Below are 25,930 nucleotides of genomic sequence, written 5' to 3' on the forward strand. Positions count from 1 at the left end.
CGCCATAGCGCGTCAGCGCATTGTGCCATTCGCCCTTTCGCCTGCCTCTCTAGGCCATAGTACTACTACGCCGTCAAACCTATTGCCGATTACTGATTGGCGGTCTTCTTGATCGACCCCGTACTCAACTGCGGGGCCGCGAATGACCGTCCACACTTTCAAATCAGCAGCGATCGAGCGCGGTTCCCGCATGCTCCGCACGGCGCTTGGCGCGGATATCGCGGCCTGGCTCGACGAGGACGCCGTCGTCGAAGTGATGCTCAATCCCTGCGGTCGCCTCTGGGTCGACCGGCTCGGCGAGGGTCTCTGCGATACGGGCGCGACGCTCACCGCCGATGATGGTGAGCGTATCGTCCGCCTGGTCGCCCATCATGTCGGCGCTGAGGTCCACGCGGACGCACCCAGAGTCTCCGCCGAGTTGCCTGGAACGGGCGAACGGTTCGAGGGATTGCTGCCGCCTGTCGTCCCAGCCCCGACCTTCGCCATCCGCAAACCCGCCGTCGCCGTCTTCACGCTCGATGATTATATCCGCGCCGGGATCATGGATAGTGCCGCCGCTAAGGCGCTCCGTGAGGCAGTCGCATCGCGTGCAAATGTCCTTGTCGCTGGCGGCACCTCCACCGGCAAGACGACGCTCACCAACGCACTGCTCGCCGAAGTCGCCAAGACCTCCGACCGCGTGGTCCTGATCGAAGACACGCGCGAGCTGCAATGCACTGCGCCTAATCTGGTCGCGCTGCGCACCAAGGATGGCGTGGCGACCCTTTCCGATCTCGTACGCTCGTCGCTTCGTCTACGCCCGGACCGCATCCCGATTGGCGAGGTGCGCGGGCCCGAGGCACTCGATCTCCTCAAAGCCTGGGGCACAGGCCATCCCGGCGGCATCGGGACAATCCATGCGGGATCGGCCATCGGCGCGCTGCGCCGTCTCGAACAGCTCATTCAGGAAGCCGTCGTCACCGTCCCGCGCGCTCTGATCGCAGAGACCATCGACGTGCTCGCGGTCCTCCAAGGACGCGGCAGCGATCGCCGTCTCGCAGACCTCGCGAGCGTCACGGGTCTCACCGCCGAGGGCGACTACGCGCTCGAACCAATTCTCACCCCCGCGAAAGGAAATGCCCCATGACCAGCCGACTCAATCTCCTCTATCCCCGTTGGCCCATCTACGTTAGCGCCGCTGGACTCGGTTTCCTGCTCGCTGCGGGGCAAGCAGAGGCCGCAGGGTCCGGCATGCCTTGGGAAGCGCCGCTGCAAGCAATCCTGGAATCCATTGAAGGACCGGTCGCCAAGATAGTCGCGGTGATGATTATCATCATCACCGGTCTGACACTCGCTTTCGGCGACACATCGGGTGGCGCGCGTCGACTAGTGCAGATCGTCTTCGGCCTGTCGATTGCCTTCGCCGCGTCCAGCTTCTTCCTCTCGTTTTTCTCCTTCGGTGGCGGCGTACTCGTATGAGCGATCCCACCGACATTCCAGGCTTTACCGCCCCTGTCCATCGCGCACTCACCGAACCGATCCTGCTCGGTGGCGCTCCGCGCACCATCGCGATCGCGAACGGGACGATCACCGCCGCTGTTGGTCTGGGCTTGCGCCTTTGGCTTGTCGGGCTCGCCCTCTGGGTCATCGGTCACATGCTCGCGGTCTACGCCGCCAAGCATGACGCGCAGATCGCAGACGTCGCGCGCCGCCACCTCCGTTATCCGACATGGATGGGGGTGTGACCCGATGATGCGCCTCGCCGAATACCGTTCCAAAGCCGCGCTGCTGTCGGATTTCCTGCCATGGGCCGCGTTGATTGCTGACGGCGTCATCCTCAACAAGGATGGCAGCTTCCAGCGGACAGCAGCCTTCCGGGGACCGGACCTCGACTCCGCGACGCCATCGGAATTGGTCTCGACCGCGGCCCGCCTCAACAGCGCGCTTCGACGCCTGGGGTCGGGCTGGACCGTGTTCGTCGAAGCACAGCGCATCCCGGCACGCGAGTATCCGCTCTCCGAGTTTCCTGATCCGGTCTCGGCGCTGGTCGATGCAGAGCGCCGCGCGCAATTCGAGGAAGCGTCATCCCACTATGAGAGCCGCTATTTCCTGACGCTGACTTGGATGCCGCCTGCGGACGACACAAGCCGCGCCAGCGGATGGCTGTTCGAGGATGCACCGAGCAAGGGTGCAAACCCGCGCGAGCATCTCGCCGCGTTTCGGTCCCGCAGCGATCGGCTGCTCGACCTCTTCGAAGGATTCATGCCGGAAGCCGCTTGGCTCACCGACGAGGAGACGCTGGGCTATCTGCATTCAACGATCTCGACGCGGCGGCAAACCGTGCGCGTGCCCGAGACGCCGATGCATCTCGATGCCTATCTCGCCGACGAGCCGCTGGTCGGTGGTCTCGCACCGCGCCTGGGCAATGCCTATCTGCGCACGCTCTGCATCGTCGGCTTCCCCACCTCGACTTGGCCCGGCCTGCTCGACGAACTCAACGCCCAAGCCTTCGAGTATCGCTGGGCCACCCGTGCCATATGCCTCGATAAGACAGACGCAACAAAGCTCTTCACTCGCATTCGCCGCCAATGGTTTGCCAAGCGCAAATCGGTCGCCGCGATCCTCAAAGAGGTGATGACCAACGAGGCCTCGACGTTTTTTGATTCGGACGCCGACAACAAAGCACTGGATGCAGACGAGGCGCTGCAGGAGCTTGGCTCGGACATCGTTGGTGCGGCCTATGTCACCGCAACGATCACCGTCTGGGACGAGGACGAGCGCGCGGCGGACGCGAAGATCAAGACCGCAGAGAAGGTGGTGCAAGGCCGCGACTTCACTTGCATCCCTGAGACATTGAACGCGGTGGAAGCCTGGCTCGGCTCGCTGCCCGGCCATCTCTACGCCAATGTCCGGCAACCGCCGGTCACGACGCTCAACCTCGCGCATATGATTCCGATCTCCGCCGTCTGGGCGGGACCGGCGCGCAACGACCATCTGGACGGCCCGCCGCTCTTCTATGCAGAGACGCAAGGCGCGACGCCGTTTCGCTTCTCTACCCATGTCGGCGATGTCGGCCACACGCTCGTGGTCGGCCCGACCGGCGCGGGCAAGTCGGTGTTGTTGGCGCTGATGGCGCTGCAGTTCCGGCGCTATGCAGACGCGCAGATCTTCGCTTTCGATTTCGGGGGGTCGATCCGCTGCGCGACGATGGCCTGCGGCGGGGATTGGGAAGATCTCGGACTCGCCCTGTCGGACGAAGACGATGCGGTCCATCTGCAGCCGCTCGCGCGGATCGACGATCCAGCCGAGCGCAGCTGGGCGCAGGACTGGCTCGCCGGACTGCTCACCCGCGAAGGGGTGACGGTTGATCCAGTGGCGCGCGACCATCTCTGGTCGGCGCTCACCTCGCTCGCCTCCGCTCCTGTCGAGGAGCGCACGCTGACCGGACTCTCGGTCCTGCTCCAATCAAACGATCTCAAGCGTGCTCTCGCGCCGTTTTGCCTCGGCGGTCCTTTCGGTCGCTTGCTGGATGCGGAAAGCGAAGCGCTCGGCAGCGCCGACTTCCAGGCCTTCGAAACGGAGGGATTGATTGGGTCCGCGGCCGCGCCCGCCGTTCTCTCCTATCTCTTCCACCGGATCGAAGCCCGGCTCGAAGGACGTCCGAGCCTCATCATCGTCGACGAGGGCTGGCTAGCTCTCGATGACGCGACCTTCGGCTCGCAACTCCGCGAATGGCTGAAGACGCTGCGCAAGAAAAACGCCTCCGTCGTCTTCGCCACGCAATCGCTTGCCGATATCGATGGGTCGGACATCGCGCCCGCGATCGTCGAAAGTTGCCCGACCCGCATCTTCCTACCCAACGAGCGCGCCTTCGAACCGCAGATCGCCGCCACCTATCGCGGCTTCGGGCTCAACGACCGGCAGATCGAGATCATCGCGAGGGCGGCACCGAAACGTGACTATTATTGCCAGTCGCGCCGCGGCAACCGGCTGTTTGCGCTTGGTTTGGGCGAGGTCGCGCTGGCCTTCACCGCGGCGTCTTCCAAATCCGATCACGCCGCCATTGACGCGATCCTCGACGAGCATGGGCGGGACAGCTTCGCCGCCGCATGGCTCGCCCGCCGCGATCTTGGCTGGGCGACCGAGCTGCTCGGCCCGTCCGATGCCGTGATCGAGGCTGCCCCATCCCCCACCCCAAAAGCAAAAGACGACAAGGAGACTGAGAATGTTCAGAACGAAGACAAGTAAACTGGCCGGCCGCGCTGCCGCGGCCCTACTGCTTTCGAGCGCGATCGCGCTATCACCGGCGACCGCACCGCCGGCCCATGCACTGTTCGGCGGCGGCTTCGGCGGGATCGTTTACGACCCCACAAACCATGCCGAGAACCTGCTGACCGCCGCGCGCACGCTGGAGCAGATCAACAACCAGATCGCCCAGCTCCAGAACGAAGCCCAGATGCTGGTCAATCAGGCCCGTAACCTCGCAAGCCTGCCATATTCCTCGCTGTCCCGCCTGCAATCGTCGGTCGAGCAGACCCAGCAACTCCTGAACGAAGCGCAGCGCATCGCCCATGACGTAGCGACGATCGACGAGGCCTTCACCCAGGATTACGGCACCGCCGCCGCGCGGGGCGATTTCGACGAGATGATTGCGGGTGCGCAGAACCGTTGGCGCACTTCCGTCGCCGGGTTCGAGGATGCGCTCAAGGTCCAGGCCGGCGTCGTCGGCAATATCGAGACCGCTCGCACCGAGATGCAGGCGCTCGTCGGGCGCAGTCAGGCGGCAACGGGTGCGTTGCAGGCGACCCAGGCCGGCAACCAGCTCCTCGCGCTCCAGAGCCAGCAGATCTCCGATCTAACGGCCGCCATTGCCGCGCAGAACCGCGCGCAATCACTGGAAGCCGCACGCGTCGCGACGGCCGAAGCGCACGCGCGCGAGAACCTGAACCGCTTCCTCGACTACGGCTCCGGCTACGAGCCGACGACCGTGCGGATGTTCCGGTAGGACGCGATGAAGCTGTCTGCTGAGACTACCCTCAGAGGGATCACGATCGCCATGGGCGCCATTGCCGCGCTCATGGTGGCGGTCGAGTTCCAGTCCGCCCTTGAAGCAGAGCGTGCGGGCGAACCGGCAACGGTTGTTTCGGACGATCCACTGCGGGCGATGCTGCAGCACTGCCGGACGCTGACCCCGGAAGAATTGGAGACCGACACGACCTGCCAAGCGGCTTGGGAAGAGAATCGGCGGCGCTTTTTTGGCCTCACATCCAACGATCAGGAAACGGAGTAGGCCATGGGTGATGTCGGCGTCATCGATCGGTTCCTGGAGGTCTTCACCACCTATATCGACAGCGGTTTCGGGCTGCTCGGCGGCGATGTCGCCTTCCTCGCCACCACGCTGATCGTCATCGACGTCACGCTCGCAGCCCTCTTCTGGGCTTGGGGGGCGGATGACGACATCATCGGACGGCTCGTTAAGAAAACGCTCTTTGTCGGCGTCTTCGCTTACATCATCAGCAACTGGAACACACTCGCGCGGATCATCTTCGAGAGCTTCGCCGGACTGGGTCTTGTCGCGACAGGTGGTGCCCTTGGCGCAGGCGAGTTGCTTCAGCCGGGCCGCATCGCCGCCGTCGGTCTCGAAGCCGGTCAGCCAATTCTGGAATCCGTCGCCGACCTGATGGGCTTCGTCGCCTTCTTCGACAACTTCATCCAGATCATGATCCTGCTCTTCGCCTGGGTCGTGGTGCTGCTGTCTTTCTTCATCCTCGCGATCCAGCTCTTCGTCACCCTGATCGAATTCAAGCTGGCAACGCTGGCGGGCTTCATCCTCGTGCCTTTCGGTCTTTTCAACAAGACCGCCTTCATGGCCGAGCGCGTCCTCGGCCTCGTCATCTCCTCAGGCGTCAAAGTGCTCGTACTCGCGGTCATCGTCGGGATCGGCTCGACCATATTCAGTGAGTTCACCACCGGCTTTGTTGGCGAACCAATCATCGGTGACGCCATGGCCGTCGTACTGGCAGCCCTCTCTATCCTCGCGCTCGGCATCTTCGGCCCAGGCATCGCCAATGGCATCGTCTCTGGCGGTCCGCAGCTTGGTGCTGGGGCCGCTGTTGGTGCGGGTTTGGCCGCAGGCGGTGTCGTCGCCGGAGGCCTCGCGGGTGCGAAGATGGCTGGTGCCGTCGGAGGCGCAGCCTTACGTGGCGGTTCTGCTGTCGCGGGCGGTGCCTCCACCGCGTTCCAAATCGGCGCTGCATCGGGAACGACGACTGCCGGAAAAGCCGCAGGCGGCATGGCCGCGGTCGGACAGGCTGGAGCATCCACCGCCATCAGTCCGCTTAAGCGTGCCGTCGGCGACAGCTATCGCTCCGGCTCGCGCGCCGCATTCGAGGCCACCGGCGGCAAGTTCAGCAATTCCCCGGCCAACATGCCGACCCCCGCAAACGACGGTCCGCCCGCTTGGGCGCGCCGCATGAAACGCCAGCAATCATTGCACCATGGCGCCATGACCACTGCCCACGCGCTGCGCTCAGGCGATGGCGGCGGTGCGGGCACGTCCATTAGCCTTTCGGAGAGATCATGAGATTCAAGCGACCGAGCGTGCGATACGCCAAGACACCGGAACCGACGACACCCTATCAGAAAGCCGCTCAGGCTTGGGATGAACGCATGGGTTCCGCCCGCGTCCAAGCCCGCAATTGGCGGCTTATGGCTCTGGGATGCCTCGCCACGACCGCAACTTTCGGAATGGCGCTGGTCTGGCAATCCACGCAAGGCACCATCGTTCCGTATGTGGTCGAGGTCGATCGCATTGGCGCGGCTCGCGCGGTCACTCCCGCCACGGCGAACTATCGTCCCACCGATCCTCAGATCGCGTTCCACCTCGCGCGCTTCATCGAGAACGTTCGTCAGGTCCCGGCCGATCCCATCGTGCTGCGTGAGAACTGGCTACGCGCTTATGACTTCGCCACTGATCGCGGGGCTGTCGCGCTCAACGATTTCGCGCGGGAGAACGACCCCTTCGCCCGCGTCGGCGAAGTTCAGGTCGCGGCCGAAATCTCCAGCGTCATCCGCGCATCTGACTCGAGCTTCCGCGTCGCCTGGATCGAACGCCGTTACATCAACGGACAACTCGCCGAGACCGAACGCTGGACCGGCATCCTCTCCATCGTCGTCCAGCCGCCCCGCGACGCGGAGCGCCTTCGCAAGAACCCTCTCGGCGTCTTCGTCCACGCCATCAACTGGTCACGGGAGAACGCCCAATGAGACACCGAGTGTCCACCAAACTTTCGATCACAACACTTCTCGCCTGCACGATGCTAGCCGGGTGCGCCACATTCAAACCGCCCGAGATCAGCTACGACGATCCAGTCGCCGCAACGCTGGTCGCGGAACCGGCGCTGCCTGTTCGTCTCGTTGAGACACCGGAGCCTCTACCGCTGCCAGGCCAGCTCATGCGGATCGATGCTGATGATCGTCCGGCAGAAGCGGAGGAACCGAGCGAGCGAGTGACCAACGCCAACGCCGCTGCCCGGATCGAACCAGTCCGCGATGGCTTCATCAACGCCGTCCAACTCTATCCCTACAGCTCCGGCGCGCTTTATCAGGTCTATACGTCTCCGGGACAGGTGACGGACATCGCCCTGCAGGCAGGCGAAAGTCTTGTCGGCTCCGGCCCCATCGCGGCGGGAGACACCGCCCGTTGGATCATTGGCGACACGGAAAGCGGCGCTGGCGGTAACCGCCGCATCCATGTGCTCGTGAAACCGACACGGTCCGATCTGGTCACCAATCTCGTCATCAATACCGACCGGCGCACCTACCACCTCGAACTGCGGGCGACACCGCAGGCTTACATGGCTTCGGTCTCGTGGCAGTATCCCGAGGACGAACTGATCGCGCTGCGTCGTCAGAACGATCGTGCTGCAGCAAACTTACCTATCGGTCGCAATGTCGATCTCGACGATCTCAATTTCCGCTACCGGATCACCGGCGATCGCGCGCCCTGGCGGCCGCGCCGTACCTTCGACGATGGGCGGCAGGTCTTCATCGAATTCCCGCGCGGGATCGGCCAGGGCGAGATGCCGCCGCTCTTCGTGATAGGGCCGGAAGGGGATGGCCAGCTCGTCAATTACCGCATCCGACGCAATTACATGATCGTCGATAGGCTCTTCGCCGCCGCCGAGCTGCGGCTTGGCGACCGCCAGCGCGTCGTCCGGATCGTCCGGACCGACGGCGTGCGCCGGAGTGCGAAGCGGGAGGAGCGTATAGTCTCCGCGTGGCGCCAGGACGATGACCGGTGAGCGACATGAGTGATCGTGAAGCAGACCGGAATGAGGATGGCGGCGAAACCGAGCCGCGGTCCGAGCAGGAGATCGCCAAGGACCTGCGGCTGCGCCCGGACCCGCCGCGCGTGATGAGACTATCGCGTAGAGCGATCACGGTCATTACCGTGGCGGGCGGGCTGGGGATCGGTGCAATCCTAATCGTCGCGTTTCAAGGCCCAGATCGGGGGGACGGGCCGTCGGAGCTTTTCTCCACCGAGCGTGTGCAGGAGGCGGAGGGCCTATCGCTACTGCCACGAGACTATGGATCGATCCCGCAGCTTGGGCCGCCGCTGCCGGGCGAGTTGGGTCGTCCAGTCTTGTCCGCCCAGCGGCGCGGTGAGGCGGTGCCGGTCGTGCCCGCCACTGGACCCGCCGTCGATCCGGTCGAACAGCTGCGGCTCCAGGAGGCAGAGGCCGCACGGCTCGCGACGCTCTTTGCCGATGCGCAGACCAGCAGCACGACTGCCAGCTCTCAACCGGCAAGGCCAGGGCCGCCGCAAGCGTCGGGATTACAGGGGCTCTTTCCAACCGCAACGGGAGCGACGGATCGGCCCGATGCTGTCGATCGCCGTGAAGCGTTTCTGGACAGAGACGTCGATCGTCGCACGACGGCGGCAGATCGCTTGCAGCCGCCAGCAAGCCCCTATATCCTGCAGGCTGGGTCCGTGATCGAGGCCGCACTGCTCACTGGTTTGCGGTCCGATCTGCCGGGCCAAATCAGCGCCCAGGTTACCGCCAATGTCTATGACAGCCCGACCGGACAGTTCCTCCTTATCCCGCAAGGAGCGCGGCTCCTCGGAGAATATGACAGCCGTGTCGCGACAGGCCAGCGGCGCCTGCTGCTCGTTTGGACACGGCTCATCCTGCCCGACGGCCGCTCGATCGTCCTCGAACGCGAACCGGGAACGGACGGGGCTGGCTATGCCGGCCTTGAGGACGGTGTCGACAACCATTGGGGATCAGTTTTCCTAGCCGCAGCGCTCGCCACGATCCTCAATATCGGGCTCGAGAGCGGTGAGGACGATGGCGACGAGATCGCAGAAGCCATTCGCGACGGCACGCAAGACACGATCGGGCGCGCCGGTGAAGCGATCGTGCAGCGTCAGCTGGGTATCCCACCAACGCTCACGATCCGGCCGGGGTTTCCTGTCCGGGTGATGGTCACGCGCGATCTGATTCTCGAGCCACGAGGAGCCACCCAATGACGAAGCTGAAACTTGGAAACATCCGAAATGATAAGCCGGTGAAGCTAAACGTAGAACTGCCTGCGCACGTGCATCGCGATCTGACGGCCTATGCAGAGATCCTTGGCGCTGAAAACGGAGAAACGCTTGAGCCGGCCAAGTTGGTAGCCCCGATGCTGGAACGATTCATGAAGACCGATCGTGGTTTTTCGAAGCTCAGGAAGGATCACCGTTCTTCTTCGCCTCGATCCGCGCAAGAGAGATGAAGCGGCGAAGCGCCGGATTGTCGTTCTCTGGGCGCCAAACCAAGGAAAACGGGATTTGATCGGCCTCATCACGAATTGGTACGAAGGTCACATTCGGGTACGATAGGCCTCGCCAGTGATCAGTGACCAAGCTAACTCCAAGACCAAGGCCAACTAGGCTCATGATGCCCTCGCGTCCTAGCCTATGCCGTCGCACTTTTACCGAGCGCCCGAGATCGCTCAGTTGGCGGATTACGTAGTCATGAATTTCCGGACCGGGCTCGCGGGCGCTAACGATAAAACGCTGTCCCGATAATGTAGACCAAGCCAATGCAGTCTGAATCGCCAAGGGATGATCACTAGCAACCCCCAGAAACACGTGTTCCTTCGCGAGGATCAATTTGTCAAAGTCATCATAGTCGGGCTCCCCTGAAACACATACCAGATCAATCCGACGATGACTTAGCATCGTCATCAACTCACTGCGATCGGTTTCCAGCAGACAAATTTCCACCTGCGGATGCCTCTCGACAAATCTTTGCAGCAACGTTCGAATTGGGCCTGCTGAAAGCGACGCGATGATGCCGATCTGTAAATGACCGTTCTTGGCGATGCCGGCTGACCTTGCGGCATCGACTGCAAAGTTAACCTCATCCATGATCAGTCTGGCACGAAGCGCAAAACACTCGCCAGCGACAGTTAGCCTAGCACCAGAAGGACGCCGCTCGAAGAGTGACACGCCCAAAGTGTCCTCAAGCTTTTGAATGCGTCGGCTGATCGCAGATTGTCCAATGTCAAGCGCAGCCGCAGCGCGGTGAAAGCTGCCCGCTTCCGCGACAGTGAGAAAGTATGACAACTGTGCTGTTTGAACATCTGGACACATGCGACATGTCATACATGAGGCTCGGAAAAGTCTCCTCCAGATTCCGAACTCAGTTTTATAGAATACGGATATTCCGTTAGATCAACGACTAGGCATTGACATGAGTTTCCTGCTTTATGCTCCGCGAAGCCATTTCGCGAAATTGATTGTTCAAGGGACCATATCGCTTTCGACAAAGAGCGGTTTTGCGGCTCTCGCGACATCGCGAACGCGCGAAACAGACAGAACCAAATACTACGTTTTCGGGGTCCGTATTAGCACAGTCGCAGGCCAGATTTCTTTAAGACCTTCGCCCCTTGGGTCTAGCTCCAGTTAGGAGCCAGTTTTAGGTACAATTCACCTTTCCCTCAGCAATTCTTCAGCGATAGCTTGAGCATTGAGACGCATAAAATCAGGAATCGGCGCAACAGGCTCTTGACCGGGATGTAGCAGTTCGAATTCCTCGGCGACTTCGGTTGCCTCTTCATCCGTAAATACACCATCTTCGATACGAACGCGAACGAGGCCATGCATATCCGTGATCCATACAGCCTGTTCTTCCGCCAGTTTGGAGAGAGGAGCTTGGGCGCCGTGACCCGGGTACGCAATTGTTTGATCGCGCCCATATTTCTGGGTGACGTAATCCAGTTGCCGAAGCCACTGAGTTGTGCGTTGCTCGAGCAGAAAGCCTTTCTTGTCATTATCCGTTAAGTCACCCACGAAGACTGCGCCGTTCTGCTGATCGTAGAAGATCGTCATGGCGATGGACTCGCCCGCTCCGATATCGTCAACCGTGAGCGCAATATCTCCAAAGCGTAGAACCTCCCCATCGACCACCACCCGAGTGACTGTGGCAAGCTGCGTTGGATAAGCGTCGCCATTCACGCGGCGCGCGAAGGCAAACATCCCAAGGCTATCGCTTTGCATCTCATCGGCGGTGGCTTGGAGCGCAACGACTGGGGTGTCGGGAAAGGCTTGCAGTATAGATGGGATCCCTCCCACATGGTCTGGATGCGGATGAGTGATGAGTATGGCGAGAAGCGGCTTGCCTGTCGCCTCGATGCGCTCCGCCAAGTCCTGGCCGGCTTGAATGGTTCGCTGGCCATCTATCAACACGACGCCATCCTCGCCTTCGAGTATCCATGTATTCACACTGCCGGGTCCCGGCTCGTGGAACCGCTCGATCTCATACGCCCATGCGGGAATGGCCAGCGTCATGATTAATGTGACTGCTCCGACGAAGCGGGCTGCGAATGGCGAGGTCTTCATGGTCTATTTCCTTTCGAAAAAGTTTCGGCCAGTTGTTCTTTCATTTAGATCGCTTCCGACGGTGATTGGACTGCCGCGCGCGATGCGTCAGACATCCATCGTGGTAGGGCCGATAAGAGTGTGCGGTAGATCGGTGGGTCGTGATGCCGTCGGTTGAGCCTTCTTCCGCCCTGCGCCAATCCAGTGGACCACATGCGGTTCACTCTCTTCTTGCAAGGTCGCACGAAGCATCTGCTCCAACTCAACCGCTTCGGCGGATTGCCGACTGCGTTGTCTCAGGTGATCGTCCCAGGTTGCCACCAGGTTCACTTCCATGAAGCGCCTTGGCTCACCGCCGTGTTCGAACAAGTCCCAGGTCACTGTCCCGCTGGCTCGGCGCGTGCTTGCGATGCGGCATATGATTTCGTGGAATCGGTCCTCCATGCCTTGCCGAACAGCATATTGCACTGTCACGAGGATCGGGCCGTCAGTAGAGTCGATGTCGGCATTGATGTTGGGTTCTGGCCAAACGGCGGCTCGGGTCGTGCTTGACGGCGCCTTGGCTTTCGGCATGGGCCACGCGAACGTTACCGCGGTTCCGACAAGCTGCAAAACGCCGGCCGAGACAAGAGCTGCGGTGAGGTCGATCGTATCGGCCAAGGCACCCCACAGCAGGCTTCCGGCGCCCATACCGACAGCGAAAACCATCATGAACAAAGAGGTCGCGCGGCCTCTGATCCAACCAGGAACCGCGACCTGCACCCCCGCCGTTAGCAGCGCCATGCAGATCATCCAGCCCATTCCAGCCAAGATCATGGCGGGAACCGCTAAAGCAGGCGCGAGTGCGAAGAGGCCAATCGCAGCCCCGAGGAATACGCCAGCCATCCCGACCAGATGCGCATCATCGGCCCGCTTGCGCATGGCCGCCAGCGTAACACCAGCGATGAGCGAGCCGATCCCGACAGCGGCCAGAAGCAAACCATACACTTCAGGCCCAGCTTGCGGGTCGCGCCTGGCGACCAGTGGCAAAAGCGCCCAAAGCGCGCTCGCCGGAATGGAAAAGAGGGCTGTACGCACGAGCAGGCTGCGCAGGCTGGGTGCGTTGCGGGCATAGCGCAGGCCGGCACGCAGCGCCGCCAAAGCCCGTTCGCGTCCGATCTGGAGTTCTCCCAGAGCAGCTTGCACGCTCGCAGCTTTCGCAAAGAAGAGTACGCCAACGACGCCAGCGAAGCTTACCGCGTTGAGCAGGAAAACCGCGCCCGGACCGATCGCAGCGACCAGGACGCCGCCGAGCGCTGGACCAACGGCTCGGGCGAGGTTGAAGGAGATACCGTTGAGAACGAGCGCCTGCGTTAAATCATCCTCGCCGACAATGTCAGCAATCATGGCTTGAAAGGTAGGCAGCGAAAATGCGGCAGCAGCCGCTAGCGCGAAGGTCAGCCCCAAGAGCAGGGGCGGCGTCATCGCGCCCGATATCGTGACCAGGCCGAGCACGACCGTGACCAGCAGCATCGCGATCTGAGCGCCGAGCAGGAGCCGCCGCCGGTCATAGAGGTCCGCCATCACTCCGGCGGGCAAAACCAGGAGCGCCATTGCTGCCATCGCAGCAGATTGCACGAGTGCAACAAGAGTGGCACTCGGCGTAAGTTCGGTCATGAGCCAGGCTCGCCCGACATCTTGAACCCAGGTTCCAAAATTCGAGACGGTGGTGGCGATGAAGAGGGCCAAAAAGAGGCGGTTGCGCAGCGGAGCGAGCGCTGAACTCGTCTCGCGTTCCGTAGGCTCTAATTCGGTAGGTGTTTGGGACCCGGTGCCGATCGGCGACGCTTCGTCCGCGCTTGTTTGATCGGCTTCGCCAGGCATTCTACGGGGTCCGCGCTGCAGCTACAGCGAACGTGTTTTCGAAGAACTGACCGCCCGCAATCCGCCCGCCCTTCATATCGAAGCGGGCGCACCAATCGCTGTCCGCAAGCTTGCCTGTTTGCTTATGACGGAATAGGAAGTGCCCTTCGACGTAGACCCGCCCTCCCGCTTCGGCGAAGGAATGCGGCGTGAATTCCTCGACCTCGAACTCACCGAAGAGCTTGCTGTATAGTTCGGCGTAACCTTCTTCACCTTCATGGACGTATCCGGCCCAGGGGATTGCGGCGCGCAACTCATCGTTCCCAGCTGAGCCCGTAACGAAGCGAAAGTGGTCGTGACCGTAAAGCCGGAACCCTTCATCCGCTCTGCCAGCATATTGCAGTTCGAAGAAATGCCGGACCTTCTCAACATTTGATTGCTCACTGCCGCTCATTGGTCCGTTTCCATGTGATGCCGGACCAGCGCCCAGTCACGTCCAGTCCGGCCAGTCCCTGCAAGGTTGATCCAGATCATCGCGAAGGCCTCAAGTAGGTGGGATTGCCGTATTGAGCCGAGGTATTGTGGGTCGAAGCCAGCATCACTGACGACCTGCTCGGCGATGCTGCGGCTTTCGCCATCGGGGCCGGCAATGAGCATGAAGGGCTTGGCTCCGCCGAAGGAGTCTGGCTCGGCCAGCACCTCGACGCCCACCTGATTGAAGCTCTTGTAAACATCGGCTGCCTCGGCCCAGGTAGCGATATTCTCACCTGCAGACTGTCCCGGCTTCAAAGCAATGCGCGGACCCTCGTCGCCCATGTCGACGGCGTTGGTTGCATCGATGAGAACCTTGCCGGTCAGATCGCCCGCCGCCGCGATGACCGGCTCGGCTGCGGAGTACGGGACCGCAAGAAGTACGACAGCTGCATCCGATACGGCATCAGCGAACGACATCTCGCCATTCTTCGGTGCACGCACGCCATAGACGACCTCGTGTCCGGCTGCGGCAAGTATGCCGCCAATGCCTCGTCCGACGCCGCCAGCGCCCAAAACTGCAATCTTCATGATGCTACCTCCGGTCGGAATTCTCGTGCGAAATCTCTGGCGAAGTCTCTGAATGATCGTGCAGGACGACCGGTCAAACGTTTCACACTGTCGCTGACTGTGCCCAGTTCTCCCGCCTTCAGCTCGGCGTCGAGTTCGAGCTCCGCGTCAGCATAGGCTTCGCTCTGTCCAAAGGAGAGCAGTCGCCGCTTGTGCTCTTCAGGCGTAATATCCTCATGGTGTATCGAGCGACCTAGAACGTCAGTTAAAACGTCGGCTTGCTGCTGGAACGACAGGGCCTCCGGGCCAGTCAAGAGATAGGCCTGACCGTCATGGCCGTCTTCGGACAACACGGCCGCCGCACAGGCGGCGATATCGCGCGTGTCGATAACGCTGACATTCGCGTCGCCCACTGGTAGGCCGAATACGCCGTCTGACTTGATCGGGTCAGTAAACCAGAACAGATTCTGCATGAACACGTTCGGTCGCAAGAACGTCCAGGCCAGACCAGACGCGCGGATTGCCTCCTCGACCGGCCTGTGCCAGTGGCCAAAACCGAAAGTCGGTTCGTGGTCGGCGGCGATGACAGAAAATTTTACAATCCGTTCGATGCCTGCATCCTTTGCGGCCTGGACCGCCGCCAGCTCCCGGTCCGGCAGGGACGGATCGGCCGAAGAAATGAGCATAAGCGTCTGCGCGCCGCGCATGGCTGGCGCGAGCGTCTCTGGTGCGTCAAAGTCTCCCCGAACCAATTCGACAGCGGCAGGTAACCGACCGCGAGCCCGTTCGGGGTCACGAACCATACCCCGAACCGATGCTCCACGCTCGTTCAGAAGGCGGACAATCTCCGATCCATTGCCGCCAGTGGCTCCAGTCACGACAATCATTGTCCCGTCTCCTTGTCGGTCTCGATCGCGGTGAGCGGCAAACGTACTAGCGTCGCCTCTCCGGTTCCGCCGATGAACACACCGCCCGTCCCCAATGCGTAAAGCGTGGTGCCGTCCGGTGTGAGTTCGACCGCCGTCGCCCCATCGACATGTTCATCGAGCACTGGCTCCACGCTGCCATCGCGCGCGCGGACCAGTACCACATCGGTATGCGGCGCGAAGAACAACCTTCCGTCGGCAGCATACTTGAAATCGTCAATGCCGGGCAAACTTGCGACACGTTCTAGATCGCCCGAAGGCGCGCTATCCGCGCCTATGTCGATCCGGCTGAGTGATGCATCGGCGGAATTCGCAAGATAGAGCGCGCCGTCATGGATCTGAAGGCCATTGAGCCCGAAACCCGCCGGATCTTCTGGGGCCAGGCTCGGGTCCTCGAACCAAACCGAAGCAAGGTCGGATTCCAGATTAACTTGCCAAACCCGACCCGTTGCAGAGTCACCCAGAAGGGCAACAGTCTGGGACAATAGTGCCATGCCATTAAGGGCTGCGGCTTGTGGTAGATCGATAGTTTCGCGGATCTCGCCATCATATGCGACGATCATCACGACGTTGCCGAGACCATCTGCGGTCGGCGCCGCCATCGACCCACGATGCGCAAGCACCACGAATTCGCTATCCCGGGCGACGACATTCATCGCATGCGCTCCGAGATCAATCGGCGTCTGCAAGCCCCCGCCCGGGCGCCAGATCTCAAGGCGCTTCGCGGTGTAATTGGTGAAGACCACGTCGCCATTCGGTGCGATCTCGAGATTCTCGAGGAAAGTTCCAGGTGCGAAACGGGCGAGCACCTCGGATTTTGCGATCGGCTCGGTTGGGGTTTCCGCCTCAGAAGCGCCGCCCGAGCAGGCTATTAGGAGCGCGATCCCCGTCATGCAGCCCGCCGCTCGTCGCCAACCAGTCACGCATCGCGCAGAGATGACATCAAAACTCATCCGACCATTCCTTCGATCTCGGAACCGTCCACGGCATGCATCAGCCGCGGCCAGATAAGCCACTGCCACCAAGTGTGCGCTATCGCAAAGAGGCTTCCGTGGTGCTCGCTTCCGTCGGCAATACGCTCATCGGCTGGGTCCGTGGGCAGCACGAGAGTGTGCGCGTTTGTTTCTTCGATCGCGCGAACATGAAGGTCAGGATGGAATGTACCGCCCATCTCGGCCTCGAGCGCTTCCCGCGGCGCTGACAAAAGAGCAGCCCGCCACTCAGGGTCCGTCCAGCTTCGCCCAATTATCTGGACGTTGAGCGCGCCGAGGAAGGGGTCGACCACCTCGCCGTGCTCGCGGCGCATCCACCAGTAAAAGCCGTGCGCAAGCATCCACCAGTCGGAGATCTGCTCGTAGCGATACCAGAGCTCAGTTTTGGGCGGGATACGCGGAACGACGAAGATGAATTCATCGGTCGCCTTGTCAACAATCCGAAGGTCCATGCCTTCAGGTTCGGGCAACCCTGTCAGTTCGAAATAGGTCTTCGGGCTTTCGGCCAACTTCTGCCGAAGCGCGGCATCCTTCCAAGTGAGATGACCCAATTCAGCCGCGAGAGACTCGCGGTAAGGACCGAAGGGGCGAACATCAATGCCGCTCCAAGTGCTCTTGGTTTGCAGTTTCTGGGTCATGGCAATTCAGTTCCTTTTCCAATTGCGGCCGATTGCACCATCGCCTCAACCGCATGATCTCCGGCTTGGGCGCAGGTAACGACGGCACTGATACCTGCGACTTATGTACCGTTCTCCGGCACGGTCCGCGGCGGCGCGCCGGGCGCCCCATTGTCGATTGTCCAAGATCCCGCCGTTCTAAAGGCATTGGCGATGGCGAAGGTGTCCTCGTAGAAGTGGTAGGATGCGATTTTTCCCTGGCGCACCACGGCATGCATGGCGAAGTCGCTATCGGCGGCGTGCCCGGTGGATTTCGCCACAAAGCGGAGTGTGCCGAACACAGCCACCTGGTCGCCGTCGACAATGAACGTGTGATCATCGAAGCCGCGAACTTCAAAGTTCGCATTCAGAAGTTCCTGAAAAGCGATAATCTCAGCGATCCCGGTCCACGTCCCGGCCCAGGGAATGGCCTGTTTGGTTTCGGGTGACATCTGCTCGCTGGCAAAGTTCAGATAGACCGCATCTTCCGTGAAGAGGTCGGGAATGAGGTCGCGCCAGTTGGCCTCGCGAAAGCTGGCATAATACGCGCGTACGGTCGCTTCGGGGGAGCGTGTCATCTTGTGATCCTCTTCATATCCGTCTGCTTCTGTTGCGGGCTCCTGAAGGCTGGTCGCATCACCATGGCAGCGCGCCTTCCCTGTTGCGAAAACTTCCATCCGGCGCATCGACGCCGCCGGTCGCAATGCCGAGCGCGAGGTCTGCCGCATCCTCAGGCGTATTGGGAGCATCCGGCCCGCCAATGTCGGTTTGCGTCCAACCAGGGCACATGGCGTGTACGGTAACAGACGTGTCTCTCAGTGCCTTTGAAAGAAGCGCAGTGACCCCGTTCAACGCCATCTTCGATAGTCGATACGAGCCCGCCTTCATCGAAGCATAGTCATTTTCAGGATCGAGGGTCGCGGCGATCGACCCGGCTTCGGAAGAGACGTTAATGATGCTGGCACCATCCCTCGATGCTTCCAGCAGAGGCAGCAAGGCCCGCGACATGCGCAAGGGGCCAATCGCGTTGATCGCAAGAGAGGCTTCTATATCCTCATAAGACGCGGCAACAATGTCGTGCTCCTGGCCAACATTTATTCCGGCATTGTTGATCAGAACGGATATGCTCGAATGGGCCTTGGCGAGCGCATCTGCCGCAGCGTCTATTGATGCGGGGGCGGTCACATCGAGCGGCATGGCTTCGGCGCTACCGCCCTTCGCTGCTATAGCTTCCCGGACCTCTTCTGCTTGCGCCGCGTCGCGCGCACCGATCACGACGTGGTAGTCCGCGTCCGCGAACCGGAGCGCGGTGGCACGGCCGATGCCGCGATTGGCGCCGGTGATGACTGCGACCTTCGCCGCGCTCATGATGTGGCCTCCGCAATGGACGGCAACCAGATGGATTTGGTCTGAGTGTAGTTCTCCAACACCTGTCGTCCGCATTCTCGGCCAAAGCCGGATCGCTTGTATCCGCCGAACGGAACCGACACGTCGAAATAATTGTAACTGTTGATCCAGCAAGTGCCGGCTTTAAGGGCGTTCGCGACGCGTAGGGCCTTGGCCATGTCCGTCGTCTGCACGCCCGAGGCGAGACCGAACGTGGTATCATTGGCGATGCGGATCGCTTCGGCCTCGTCATCGAAAGGAATGACCGTCAGAACCGGCCCGAAGATTTCCTCTTGAGCGATGGCCATGTCGTTTGTGCCAAGAAAAATCGTCGGTTGGTGGAACCAGCCTTTGCCGCCCAATCCTTCAGGCTCTGCCCGTTCGCCGCCATAGCGCAGGTCAGCACCGGCCTCGCGGCCCTTGCGGACATAGCTCTCGACCTTCTTCAACTGACCTTCATCCGCCATCGGGCCGAGGAATGTCGCGGCATCAAGCGGATCGCCGATGACGAGTGCACCCGCAGCTGCGACCAGTGCCGCGAGAACCTCTTCAAGAGCCGAACGCTCCACCAGAAGACGCGATCCTGCGGTGCAAATTTCGCCCTTGTTGTAGAAAATGCCGAAGATCGCGTTTTGTATCGCGTTATTCATGTCTGCATCGGCGAAGATGATATGGGCCGACTTGCCGCCCAGCTCCATCGTCACCTTCTTCACTGTGTCGGCGCTCTTCGCGATGATCCCTTTGCCGACACCGGTTGAGCCAGTGAAGGCGATCTTGTCGACATCAGAGTGTGTCACCAGCGTGTCGCCAATCTCCGATCCGGGTCCGGTCACGAGGTTGTAGACCCCTGCGGGCACGCCCGCTTCCTCGAACGCCATGGCGAGGCGCACGGCAGAAAGCGGCGTGGCCGAGGCGGGCTTATGGACGATCGTGTTCCCAGCCGCCATGGCTGGCGCGATCTTGGTCGCCGAGAGCAGTAGGGGGAAGTTGAAGGGTGTGATGGCCGCCACAACGCCGACCGGCTCGCGCACGGACATGACCTGACGTGCTGCATGGTCGGGTGGCGGTGAGACGGTGCGCGCATCACCATCCGGATCAGCTGCCGCCGCGCCAAAGAAACGGAACAAATCCGCAAGAAGGACGGCATCGATGCTACGGGCGAACTGGATGGGCTTGCCCATATCGAGCGTCTCGCAGCGCGCGAAATCGTCAGCATGGCGCTCGACGATATCGGCGACCGTCATCATCAGACCTTGACGCTCCGGCGCTGGCATGCGGGCCCATTCTGCATCGTCGGCGCGTCGCCGCGCCGCTGCAATGGCCGCTTCAACATCATCCTTGCCTCCCTTGGCGACAGTGGTGATGACAGACTCGGTCGTCGGGTCGACTGTTTCCATGCGATCACCTGAGGCACTCTCGCGCCAAGTGCCGTCGATATAGAGCTGACAGTCCTCGACGGGAGACGTTCGGGTGTCGGTTGCGCAAGTTGCTGCGTTCTGCATGGTCAGTCATCCTCCGTTGCACGACCAGAATTCGATCGATAAATGATGATAGCCGACGGGAACGGCCGTGTTTTCTACCGGACGCGCATGCCTTTGCACGATACCAACATCTAGCGGATCAACTGGCTCGGCTTGCTCCATTCGCTCGTTTGATGCGAACAAGCCCGATCAAAAACGAAACCGCCCCAGGAATTGGAGCCGCGACGCATCGGCCTGCTCGCCGGATTGTGTTTCGCGCGCTCCGATGACTATTTCCGCGCCCAGATCGACCATGGCAACCGGCGACCAGACAAGATTTACGGTACCGCTCTGCAGCATTCGTGGATCGTCATCATCAAGGCTCTGCGTTCGGCCAACTACAATGAGCCCGTAGGTCGCCGTGCTTCGCAGCGTGTTGGACCACCAATGCTGATAGCCGGCATGTGCCGTCCATGTTGGGACGGTCTGCAGCGTTCCGTCGGCACTCACGGTTCCGTCAAGACCGTCGAATGCCAGTTCGAGATGATAGCGCCCAATGCTCTCACCGCCGCCAACGCCGAACACCAGATTGTCGCGGTCTCCAAGGAAGGGCAGGTCGATGCGGCCGGTCATATTCAGGCCCCACCCAATCTCGCTGTCGGGACGGGTCTTGCCATCGATCTCTGTACGCGCTCGCAGCGCGCGTACCAAACCCACTAGGCGTATTCGGCCCCAGTCGCGTTCCAGGGTCATCCCGGCAAGCAGATCGGGCCAGTTGTCGAGGCTTTCGGTGGATTGGGGCCCCGAAAACCGGCTCGCCGGGTTCTCGGCGGCGATGGCATAGGACAGGTCTGCCGACAAATCACCAACATAGCGTATCCCGACCTGCCTCACCACCGACTTGCCCGTCGGCGATGTGGGGTTAAGCGTTTCGGCAAACGATTCAACATCAGAGAAAAGCGACCAGTATTGGCCCGCATAGAGATTGCCGAGCTGGCCATAAGCATGACGAAGGCGCAACCCATCACCGTTAGAAGTTAATGGATTGCCCTCTGCCCCATTGAAATCTGCTTCGATGAAGGCCCTAAACAAGCCGCGTTCGGTATCCCCGCGAACGTCAAGATTGAGGCGGCTGCTATCAGCGAAGATAGCGGTGCGCGATGCATTTGGCGCGGCTAAGCGAATGAGGCTTGGCAGGAACGCCCCATCGGCTATCCCGTTGCCGAAAGACCGATTGAGATCAACCTGCGCGAACCCTCCAATCCTAAACGCAAGAAGACTACCTGGGATCTTGATCGAATTGTCAAAACTGCCCGGCCTGACGACTGTATCGTCCGGAAATCGGCCTATCTCGCCATCGGTGCGGCCTTGCCTGTTAATCGGTTCGTCATAGACCCCGTCGCTGCTCACAGGAATTGACGCTTGAGGCACTACCGAATCAATAGCGGGCTCCGCCAACATCGCTATCGACGGCTCGCTGCCTCTTGCTCTGTCGTCAAGTCGGCGCTCCAGTTCATCAATACGTTCGCCTTGTCGGCGGATCAGCTCTTCCTGCCTTTCGATGATTGCGATCAGGTCCGGGAGTGTCTGCGTGGGCTGTGCGGCGACAGGCGAGGTGGGAAGACAGGTGCAAAAAAGCGCCATCGATCCGGCGAACGCTGGCGGCAATACCCGTCGTGTACATTTGGCAAGATTCGAAGAACAGATCGACAAGGCGGTCACCGGTCGCGGGAAACCTCGTCCGGCCAGGCCACCGCTCCGATCATGGAGCCCAGCATCACATCGAATGGCTCGGCGTCGCAGCTGCTGTAAACACCTTCGGTAAAATAGGGAGACCCTTCCATCATCGCCTCAGCGCGCGCTTCGTCTAAACCGTGCATGAAATAGAGCCGAGCCGTCGGCTCCGCTTTCCGCCCATCGCCGTAGACCTGCCCTGCAAATGCAATCCGGGTCATATTAAGCTCAAGAAATCTGGTGTAGTCAGGCGCGGCAGCTCGCCGCCTCTCATCCGATCCCGACGCGGTGATACACCGCACCACCGCCATGCTGGCGGCGCGCTCCATACCGGGATAGGCAAGATGAGAAAGGCTTGCCGCAAGCGATAAGCCCGGCTCGCCCGCATCGATGGCAACTACATTTGCTGCTGCAGGGTTTTCTGGATCGAGGTAGAAACCTCCATCGCCAACGACATAGAGCGTATTTCGGTCCTCTGTACGGCGGCCGAATGCCGCCGCCGTTGATCCTGCAACGCCCTGCTCGGCGCGAGCGATGGTCGTGGCAGACCCGTCCTGCTCAATCCGGATCACGCTGTCATAGATGTGGGTGGTGCCGTAGATCGTCCCGTCTGCAGCGATCGCGAGATCGTCGAGTACTACATTTTCCGAAACCGTCTCAGGCTCTCCCGCGCGATGATCTGGCCCGATGAGGGAGATGCGCAAAACAGTCATACGGCTGGAATTAGTCGCGTAGACCGAGCCATCGAATAACTTCAACCCATTTACCGCTGGTAGCAGAGGATTGCGATCCGGATGTGATTGGAGAACTTCGCCCGACAGCCATATCCGTACCTCTCCGGTATCGGTATCGACCTGAAGAATCGTTCCGGCTCCTGAGTCCGCAACCAGCAACTGACCGGGCGAGACAAACGTAGTACCGTTCAGGAATTGCGCCCCTTCGATTGGGATGGTTCGCTCAAGCTCGCCATCATCATGAAATATAAAGACCGCGCCGGTACCGTCTGCAGTCCTGCCGGACGAGACGATCCGACCATCGATATCGACAGCCAGACCCACCGGCTGGATATCCGAATGATGAAACAGCGTGCGCGTTCCGGTCGACGAAACTCGCCAGACTATATGGCCGATGGCCTCAGTGATCAGCAGGTCTCCGTTCGGAAGAACGATCACGCTTTCGAGAAAATTTCCCTTTTCGAAAGCAGCAACGATATTGGACGGCAGCGGCTCGAAGGCTGTGTTTTTCTGCGGCAGAATTGAGACATCGATCCGCGGCTGCGACGCAGCGGGAGCGGCGAAAACGAAAGCAGCAACGACCAAGGCCACAGCGCCATTCCATGTCCTCGGACTAACTGATCTGAGCTTCATGTGTTATTTCTCCTTGGTGCTGCCGCGCTGGACTGGAAGCGCCGGCAATTGGGGACCGTACCTCAAGGCCGGAACCCTAAACTCCAGTACGTTGAGCAGTGCTGCTCTATGATCTGATGTTAGCTGCCGAGAAAGGTGGTGTTTACCATCAATTAATCGTGCTATTGCACGATACGAACAACATGCCGCTAGAATCTAGGAAAGACGGGTTTCCTGCCGCGCAGCGGCGGGCGTTTTTCCGAAAGCACTCTTGAAACAGCGTGTCAGATGACTCTGATTTGCAAAGCCGCAACGGTAGGCGATCTCGGCGATCGAGAGGTGCGTCGACAACAGCATTTCCTTTGCCCGCTGGCAGCGGCGTCGGGTGACATAATCCCAAACCGGATAGCCCGTAGTCATTTTGAAGGTGCGTGAGAAATGCCCAGGCGATAGGCAGGCGACTGCGGCCAGTTCGGAAATTGTCATCGCATCGCCGAAATACGACTCAATATAGTCGATCACCCGAGCGATGCGCTCATCCTCCGGGCGGGCGCCACCCAATGGCGCGAGGTCACTCGCTCCGGACAGTTCAGCCAAAAATTGCAGCGTCAGGCCGTCGAATAGGAGATGGTCTTTCGCTTCCGGCTTTTGCATCACACTCCACATTCTGTCCATGAGTCGGGAAACCGTGACCGGCGTGGCCAGACAGCGGCCGATCCACCGTCCGAAGTTCGCCCCATCTAGAGCTATCCCTGCATCCAGCATTTCGTCGGTGAGGGCAGCTACAGGAAAGGCGAACTGTGTGAGCGCGTGGGCATCATTAACCCTCGTCCTGCTCGCACTTTGTGCTGGGTAGATTGTAAGTCCGCTTGCGAATCTGTCGCTTACGACCGGACCGTCGCCACAGTCGATCAATACCTCAGCCATCACACTGTCCCCGCGACAGAAAACGATTTCGGGTACGGGCGCGTCGATGAAATCAATCGGCTCTTGTTCAACCTTCATCATCGTCACGCCGAAAGACCCACCACGCCGAAGCTGCTGTGGAAATGCGGCGTAGGCCGAATCGCTGTAAAAATCGGCATGGGTGTTGAACTTGGCCCCGGGATCAGCAGCGTGCTGAGGAGCGGTCATGACGCACAGGCCCCAGCATACCGGCTGCTCGGGCCACGCGAGTGGCGCGCGCTGCTACCGGTCAGCTCGGAATCGCGAGTGCTTCGTATCCATCCGACTACTGGCGAGCCGCAGCCAACCACGTAGGGAGGGCCTCGGTGCTCTGCTTCAATCTGCTGTAATTCAGTCGACATCACGACTGCGTATAACACCGCTAGCGATTTTTTCAGAACGAAGTTGACCGAAATTATTGCAGAATGCGCACGACAGTTTGCAGCTTTCTGCTATTTAGCTCGCTTCAACTGCTAGGCAACAGCCTTGGATCTTGCTCTCGTTTGCTGATGCAATCTTGGCTTTTATCCAAGCTTCGACTTCGCTCTCCTGCCACGCTACCATAGGTTCCTCAACGAGCGCAGGCGAGTTTTTGTGAGAAGCATGTGCGGACCTTTTCAGTTTGGGTTTTACAAAGGCCGCAAAAATGTCTGGAATGTCCAAGAGTGGAAGGAACTTTCCAAGACAATCTGAAGGTCGAATACCCTAGATTTTTGAGATTTTTATAGACAATCTGGGAGAGCAAGAGATGGTGCTCCTGAAAGGACTCAAACTTGTGGCATTCGGTTCTGGAGTTTCAAGTGTTTTGAGAACGTCGGAGGCGTCTCAGTTTCCATATGATCGCGCGGCATATCGGTGAATGACTGCCGACTGCGTTGTCTCAGGTGATCGTCCCAGGTTGCTACCAGGTTCACTTCCATGAAGCGCCTTGGCTGCCGTTGCACAATTGGGACGAGATCGCGCTTAAACCTTAGGTGCAATGGAGCCCATTGCGTGCCGCTGCTGGGGTGACCCCGAAAGCCTCCTTAAAGCACCGTGTCAGGTGGCCTTGGTTGGCGAAGCCACAGCGATAGGCGATTTCGGCGATCGAAACGCTTGTCGTCAGCAACATCTCCTTCGCTCGCTCGCACCGACGGCAAGTGACATAGGCCCAAACCGGAACGCCCATCGCCGCCTTGAAAGTCCGGGAAAAATGACCGGGCGAAAGACAGGCAATGCCAGCAAGTTCTGCAATCGTCAGCGCATCGCCGTAGTGGGTCTCGATGTAATCGACACTGCGCGCTATGCGGTGATCGAGGCGATCCATGAGGTCCAATCGCTCCTGCTGAGCGCGCACGCGCGACGCAACGAGAAGCTCGATCACGCTCAACATCGGGTCAATGATCTCGCTCGCGGTGTAGGATGAGCCCCAAGCCCTACGCAGAAGCTGTCCGATCAGCCGGTCACCTACGCGTTGCGGAAACGGCGGTGCGGGAAGATTATCCATCCGCGCGCTCAAGACACGGCCTCTCACACAAGCGCTGGTGCTGTCCCCTACAGGCAAGAGAACGAGTTCGCCAACGCTCAGCCTCCCGTGAAGGTCTGTCAGGCTGAATTCTTTCGCCTGGCAGTCGAGCACCAGGACGATTTCGCACTGCTCACGCTCAGGCCAAACTTCTCCACGCCTGAAAGTGATGAGGCGCAGGCGCTGATCAGCTGTCGTGTTTGCTGAATCCTGGATGTTGAATTCGGACTGCCTCATACAGATCAGAAAGCAA

The 25,930-nt window shown here is 60.5% G+C and carries 26 protein-coding genes; 11 read left to right on the forward strand and 15 right to left on the reverse strand.

All coding sequences use genetic code 11. The annotated features are described in order from the left end of the window. Positions 1 to 190: 190 nt before the first annotated feature. The 11 genes from trbB to KIN_RS18175 are packed head-to-tail and all read left to right on the forward strand — an operon-like array spanning position 191 to position 9,756. On the forward strand, positions 191 to 1,126 hold the full coding sequence (gene trbB / locus KIN_RS18125; RefSeq protein WP_207710152.1) for a P-type conjugative transfer ATPase TrbB: 936 nt from the start codon (positions 191 to 193) through the stop codon (positions 1,124 to 1,126). Further along, the gene (locus KIN_RS18130; RefSeq protein ID WP_159809748.1) at positions 1,123 to 1,458 is read left to right on the forward strand and encodes a TrbC/VirB2 family type IV secretion system protein; all 336 of its coding nucleotides are present in this window, start codon (positions 1,123 to 1,125) and stop codon (positions 1,456 to 1,458) included. Before trbB ends, KIN_RS18130 begins: the two co-directional genes overlap by 4 nt. Next, positions 1,455 to 1,724, forward strand: a complete 270-nt coding sequence (locus KIN_RS18135) for a VirB3 family type IV secretion system protein (RefSeq protein WP_159809750.1) — start codon at positions 1,455 to 1,457, stop codon at positions 1,722 to 1,724. Before KIN_RS18130 ends, KIN_RS18135 begins: the two co-directional genes overlap by 4 nt. Positions 1,725 to 1,728: 4 nt before the next feature. Beyond that, positions 1,729 to 4,227: a conjugal transfer protein TrbE gene (trbE, locus tag KIN_RS18140; protein ID WP_159809752.1), complete on the forward strand. Its 2,499-nt coding sequence runs from the start codon at positions 1,729 to 1,731 to the stop codon at positions 4,225 to 4,227. After that, positions 4,205 to 4,984, forward strand: a complete 780-nt coding sequence (gene trbJ / locus KIN_RS18145; RefSeq protein WP_159809754.1) for a P-type conjugative transfer protein TrbJ — start codon at positions 4,205 to 4,207, stop codon at positions 4,982 to 4,984. The genes trbE and trbJ overlap by 23 nt, the downstream gene beginning before the upstream one ends. A gap of 6 nt (positions 4,985 to 4,990) precedes the next feature. Then, positions 4,991 to 5,269 carry a putative entry exclusion protein TrbK-alt gene (trbK-alt, locus tag KIN_RS18150; RefSeq protein ID WP_207710151.1) on the forward strand — a complete coding sequence of 93 codons (279 nt, stop codon included), beginning with the start codon at positions 4,991 to 4,993 and terminating at the stop codon, positions 5,267 to 5,269. A 3-nt stretch (positions 5,270 to 5,272) separates the two neighbouring features. Beyond that, the gene (trbL, locus tag KIN_RS18155) at positions 5,273 to 6,562 is read left to right on the forward strand and encodes a P-type conjugative transfer protein TrbL (RefSeq protein WP_159809756.1); all 1,290 of its coding nucleotides are present in this window, start codon (positions 5,273 to 5,275) and stop codon (positions 6,560 to 6,562) included. Next, positions 6,556 to 7,245: a conjugal transfer protein TrbF gene (gene trbF, locus KIN_RS18160; protein WP_207710153.1), complete on the forward strand. Its 690-nt coding sequence runs from the start codon at positions 6,556 to 6,558 to the stop codon at positions 7,243 to 7,245. Before trbL ends, trbF begins: the two co-directional genes overlap by 7 nt. Continuing rightward, entirely contained in the window at positions 7,242 to 8,282 is a 1,041-nt protein-coding gene (gene trbG / locus KIN_RS18165) for a P-type conjugative transfer protein TrbG (RefSeq protein WP_159809760.1), read from the forward strand. The genes trbF and trbG overlap by 4 nt, the downstream gene beginning before the upstream one ends. A gap of 5 nt (positions 8,283 to 8,287) precedes the next feature. Next, positions 8,288 to 9,511, forward strand: coding sequence for a TraB/TrbI/VirB10 family type IV secretion system protein (locus KIN_RS18170; protein ID WP_159809762.1), 1,224 nt, complete (start codon positions 8,288 to 8,290; stop codon positions 9,509 to 9,511). Further along, positions 9,508 to 9,756 (forward strand): DUF2274 domain-containing protein, encoded by a 249-nt coding sequence (locus KIN_RS18175; protein ID WP_159809764.1) that lies wholly within the window; start codon positions 9,508 to 9,510, stop codon positions 9,754 to 9,756. Before KIN_RS18170 ends, KIN_RS18175 begins: the two co-directional genes overlap by 4 nt. Here the strand turns inward: KIN_RS18175 and KIN_RS18180 are convergent. The 15 genes from KIN_RS18180 to KIN_RS18250 all read right to left on the reverse strand — a co-directional run bounded on the left by KIN_RS18180 (position 9,707) and on the right by KIN_RS18250 (position 25,659). Continuing rightward, entirely contained in the window at positions 9,707 to 10,618 is a 912-nt protein-coding gene (locus tag KIN_RS18180) for a LysR family transcriptional regulator (protein ID WP_159809766.1), read from the reverse strand. The genes KIN_RS18175 and KIN_RS18180 overlap by 50 nt on opposite strands. Before the next feature lie 336 nt (positions 10,619 to 10,954). Then, positions 10,955 to 11,866: an MBL fold metallo-hydrolase gene (locus KIN_RS18185; protein WP_159809768.1), complete on the reverse strand. Its 912-nt coding sequence runs from the start codon at positions 11,864 to 11,866 to the stop codon at positions 10,955 to 10,957. An 87-nt stretch (positions 11,867 to 11,953) separates the two neighbouring features. Further along, on the reverse strand, positions 11,954 to 13,708 hold the full coding sequence (locus KIN_RS18190; RefSeq protein WP_159809769.1) for an MFS transporter: 1,755 nt from the start codon (positions 13,706 to 13,708) through the stop codon (positions 11,954 to 11,956). 1 nt (position 13,709) lies between these two features. After that, complete coding sequence (locus KIN_RS18195; protein ID WP_159809771.1) at positions 13,710 to 14,141, reverse strand: nuclear transport factor 2 family protein; 432 nt, start codon at positions 14,139 to 14,141, stop codon at positions 13,710 to 13,712. After that, positions 14,138 to 14,749 carry an NADPH-dependent F420 reductase gene (locus KIN_RS18200; RefSeq protein WP_159809773.1) on the reverse strand — a complete coding sequence of 204 codons (612 nt, stop codon included), beginning with the start codon at positions 14,747 to 14,749 and terminating at the stop codon, positions 14,138 to 14,140. Before KIN_RS18200 ends, KIN_RS18195 begins: the two co-directional genes overlap by 4 nt. Beyond that, a complete protein-coding gene (locus KIN_RS18205) occupies positions 14,746 to 15,615 on the reverse strand; it encodes an SDR family oxidoreductase (protein WP_159809775.1) in 870 nt (289 codons plus the stop codon). Before KIN_RS18205 ends, KIN_RS18200 begins: the two co-directional genes overlap by 4 nt. Continuing rightward, positions 15,612 to 16,607 carry an SMP-30/gluconolactonase/LRE family protein gene (locus KIN_RS18210; protein WP_159809777.1) on the reverse strand — a complete coding sequence of 332 codons (996 nt, stop codon included), beginning with the start codon at positions 16,605 to 16,607 and terminating at the stop codon, positions 15,612 to 15,614. Before KIN_RS18210 ends, KIN_RS18205 begins: the two co-directional genes overlap by 4 nt. Continuing rightward, positions 16,604 to 17,284, reverse strand: a complete 681-nt coding sequence (locus KIN_RS18215; protein WP_159809779.1) for a hypothetical protein — start codon at positions 17,282 to 17,284, stop codon at positions 16,604 to 16,606. Before KIN_RS18215 ends, KIN_RS18210 begins: the two co-directional genes overlap by 4 nt. A gap of 101 nt (positions 17,285 to 17,385) precedes the next feature. Further along, a complete protein-coding gene (locus tag KIN_RS18220) occupies positions 17,386 to 17,880 on the reverse strand; it encodes a nuclear transport factor 2 family protein (RefSeq protein ID WP_159809781.1) in 495 nt (164 codons plus the stop codon). 58 nt (positions 17,881 to 17,938) lie between these two features. Then, complete coding sequence (locus KIN_RS18225) at positions 17,939 to 18,670, reverse strand: SDR family NAD(P)-dependent oxidoreductase (RefSeq protein ID WP_159809783.1); 732 nt, start codon at positions 18,668 to 18,670, stop codon at positions 17,939 to 17,941. Further along, positions 18,667 to 20,190 (reverse strand): aldehyde dehydrogenase family protein, encoded by a 1,524-nt coding sequence (locus tag KIN_RS18230; protein WP_159809785.1) that lies wholly within the window; start codon positions 20,188 to 20,190, stop codon positions 18,667 to 18,669. The genes KIN_RS18225 and KIN_RS18230 overlap by 4 nt, the downstream gene beginning before the upstream one ends. Positions 20,191 to 20,358: 168 nt before the next feature. Next, positions 20,359 to 21,870: a DcaP family trimeric outer membrane transporter gene (locus KIN_RS18235; protein ID WP_159809787.1), complete on the reverse strand. Its 1,512-nt coding sequence runs from the start codon at positions 21,868 to 21,870 to the stop codon at positions 20,359 to 20,361. Continuing rightward, positions 21,867 to 23,249, reverse strand: a complete 1,383-nt coding sequence (locus KIN_RS18240; protein ID WP_159809789.1) for a hypothetical protein — start codon at positions 23,247 to 23,249, stop codon at positions 21,867 to 21,869. The genes KIN_RS18235 and KIN_RS18240 overlap by 4 nt, the downstream gene beginning before the upstream one ends. A gap of 195 nt (positions 23,250 to 23,444) precedes the next feature. Further along, entirely contained in the window at positions 23,445 to 24,362 is a 918-nt protein-coding gene (locus tag KIN_RS18245; RefSeq protein ID WP_159809791.1) for a helix-turn-helix domain-containing protein, read from the reverse strand. A 781-nt stretch (positions 24,363 to 25,143) separates the two neighbouring features. Then, positions 25,144 to 25,659 (reverse strand): helix-turn-helix domain-containing protein, encoded by a 516-nt coding sequence (locus tag KIN_RS18250; protein WP_159809793.1) that lies wholly within the window; start codon positions 25,657 to 25,659, stop codon positions 25,144 to 25,146. Positions 25,660 to 25,930: the final 271 nt, after the last annotated feature.

Source organism: Litoreibacter roseus (assembly GCF_009811795.1).
GTDB classification, from domain to species: Bacteria; Pseudomonadota; Alphaproteobacteria; order Rhodobacterales; family Rhodobacteraceae; genus Litoreibacter; species Litoreibacter roseus.

Coding starts and splice junctions, on each gene's coding strand:
- trbB (WP_207710152.1), top strand. CDS start 191: ATGCTCCGCACGGCGCTTGGCGCGGATATCGCGGCCTGGCTCGACGAG.
- KIN_RS18130 (WP_159809748.1), top strand. CDS start 1,123: ATGACCAGCCGACTCAATCTCCTCTATCCCCGTTGGCCCATCTACGTT.
- KIN_RS18135 (WP_159809750.1), top strand. CDS start 1,455: ATGAGCGATCCCACCGACATTCCAGGCTTTACCGCCCCTGTCCATCGC.
- trbE (WP_159809752.1), top strand. CDS start 1,729: ATGATGCGCCTCGCCGAATACCGTTCCAAAGCCGCGCTGCTGTCGGAT.
- trbJ (WP_159809754.1), top strand. CDS start 4,205: ATGTTCAGAACGAAGACAAGTAAACTGGCCGGCCGCGCTGCCGCGGCC.
- trbK-alt (WP_207710151.1), top strand. CDS start 4,991: ATGAAGCTGTCTGCTGAGACTACCCTCAGAGGGATCACGATCGCCATG.
- trbL (WP_159809756.1), top strand. CDS start 5,273: ATGGGTGATGTCGGCGTCATCGATCGGTTCCTGGAGGTCTTCACCACC.
- trbG (WP_159809760.1), top strand. CDS start 7,242: ATGAGACACCGAGTGTCCACCAAACTTTCGATCACAACACTTCTCGCC.
- KIN_RS18170 (WP_159809762.1), top strand. CDS start 8,288: ATGAGTGATCGTGAAGCAGACCGGAATGAGGATGGCGGCGAAACCGAG.
- KIN_RS18175 (WP_159809764.1), top strand. CDS start 9,508: ATGACGAAGCTGAAACTTGGAAACATCCGAAATGATAAGCCGGTGAAG.
- KIN_RS18180 (WP_159809766.1), bottom strand. CDS start 10,618: ATGTGTCCAGATGTTCAAACAGCACAGTTGTCATACTTTCTCACTGTC.
- KIN_RS18185 (WP_159809768.1), bottom strand. CDS start 11,866: ATGAAGACCTCGCCATTCGCAGCCCGCTTCGTCGGAGCAGTCACATTA.
- KIN_RS18190 (WP_159809769.1), bottom strand. CDS start 13,708: ATGCCTGGCGAAGCCGATCAAACAAGCGCGGACGAAGCGTCGCCGATC.
- KIN_RS18195 (WP_159809771.1), bottom strand. CDS start 14,141: ATGAGCGGCAGTGAGCAATCAAATGTTGAGAAGGTCCGGCATTTCTTC.
- KIN_RS18200 (WP_159809773.1), bottom strand. CDS start 14,749: ATGAAGATTGCAGTTTTGGGCGCTGGCGGCGTCGGACGAGGCATTGGC.
- KIN_RS18205 (WP_159809775.1), bottom strand. CDS start 15,615: ATGATTGTCGTGACTGGAGCCACTGGCGGCAATGGATCGGAGATTGTC.
- KIN_RS18210 (WP_159809777.1), bottom strand. CDS start 16,607: ATGAGTTTTGATGTCATCTCTGCGCGATGCGTGACTGGTTGGCGACGA.
- KIN_RS18215 (WP_159809779.1), bottom strand. CDS start 17,284: ATGACCCAGAAACTGCAAACCAAGAGCACTTGGAGCGGCATTGATGTT.
- KIN_RS18220 (WP_159809781.1), bottom strand. CDS start 17,880: ATGACACGCTCCCCCGAAGCGACCGTACGCGCGTATTATGCCAGCTTT.
- KIN_RS18225 (WP_159809783.1), bottom strand. CDS start 18,670: ATGAGCGCGGCGAAGGTCGCAGTCATCACCGGCGCCAATCGCGGCATC.
- KIN_RS18230 (WP_159809785.1), bottom strand. CDS start 20,190: ATGCAGAACGCAGCAACTTGCGCAACCGACACCCGAACGTCTCCCGTC.
- KIN_RS18240 (WP_159809789.1), bottom strand. CDS start 23,249: ATGAAGCTCAGATCAGTTAGTCCGAGGACATGGAATGGCGCTGTGGCC.
- KIN_RS18245 (WP_159809791.1), bottom strand. CDS start 24,362: ATGACCGCTCCTCAGCACGCTGCTGATCCCGGGGCCAAGTTCAACACC.
- KIN_RS18250 (WP_159809793.1), bottom strand. CDS start 25,659: ATGGATAATCTTCCCGCACCGCCGTTTCCGCAACGCGTAGGTGACCGG.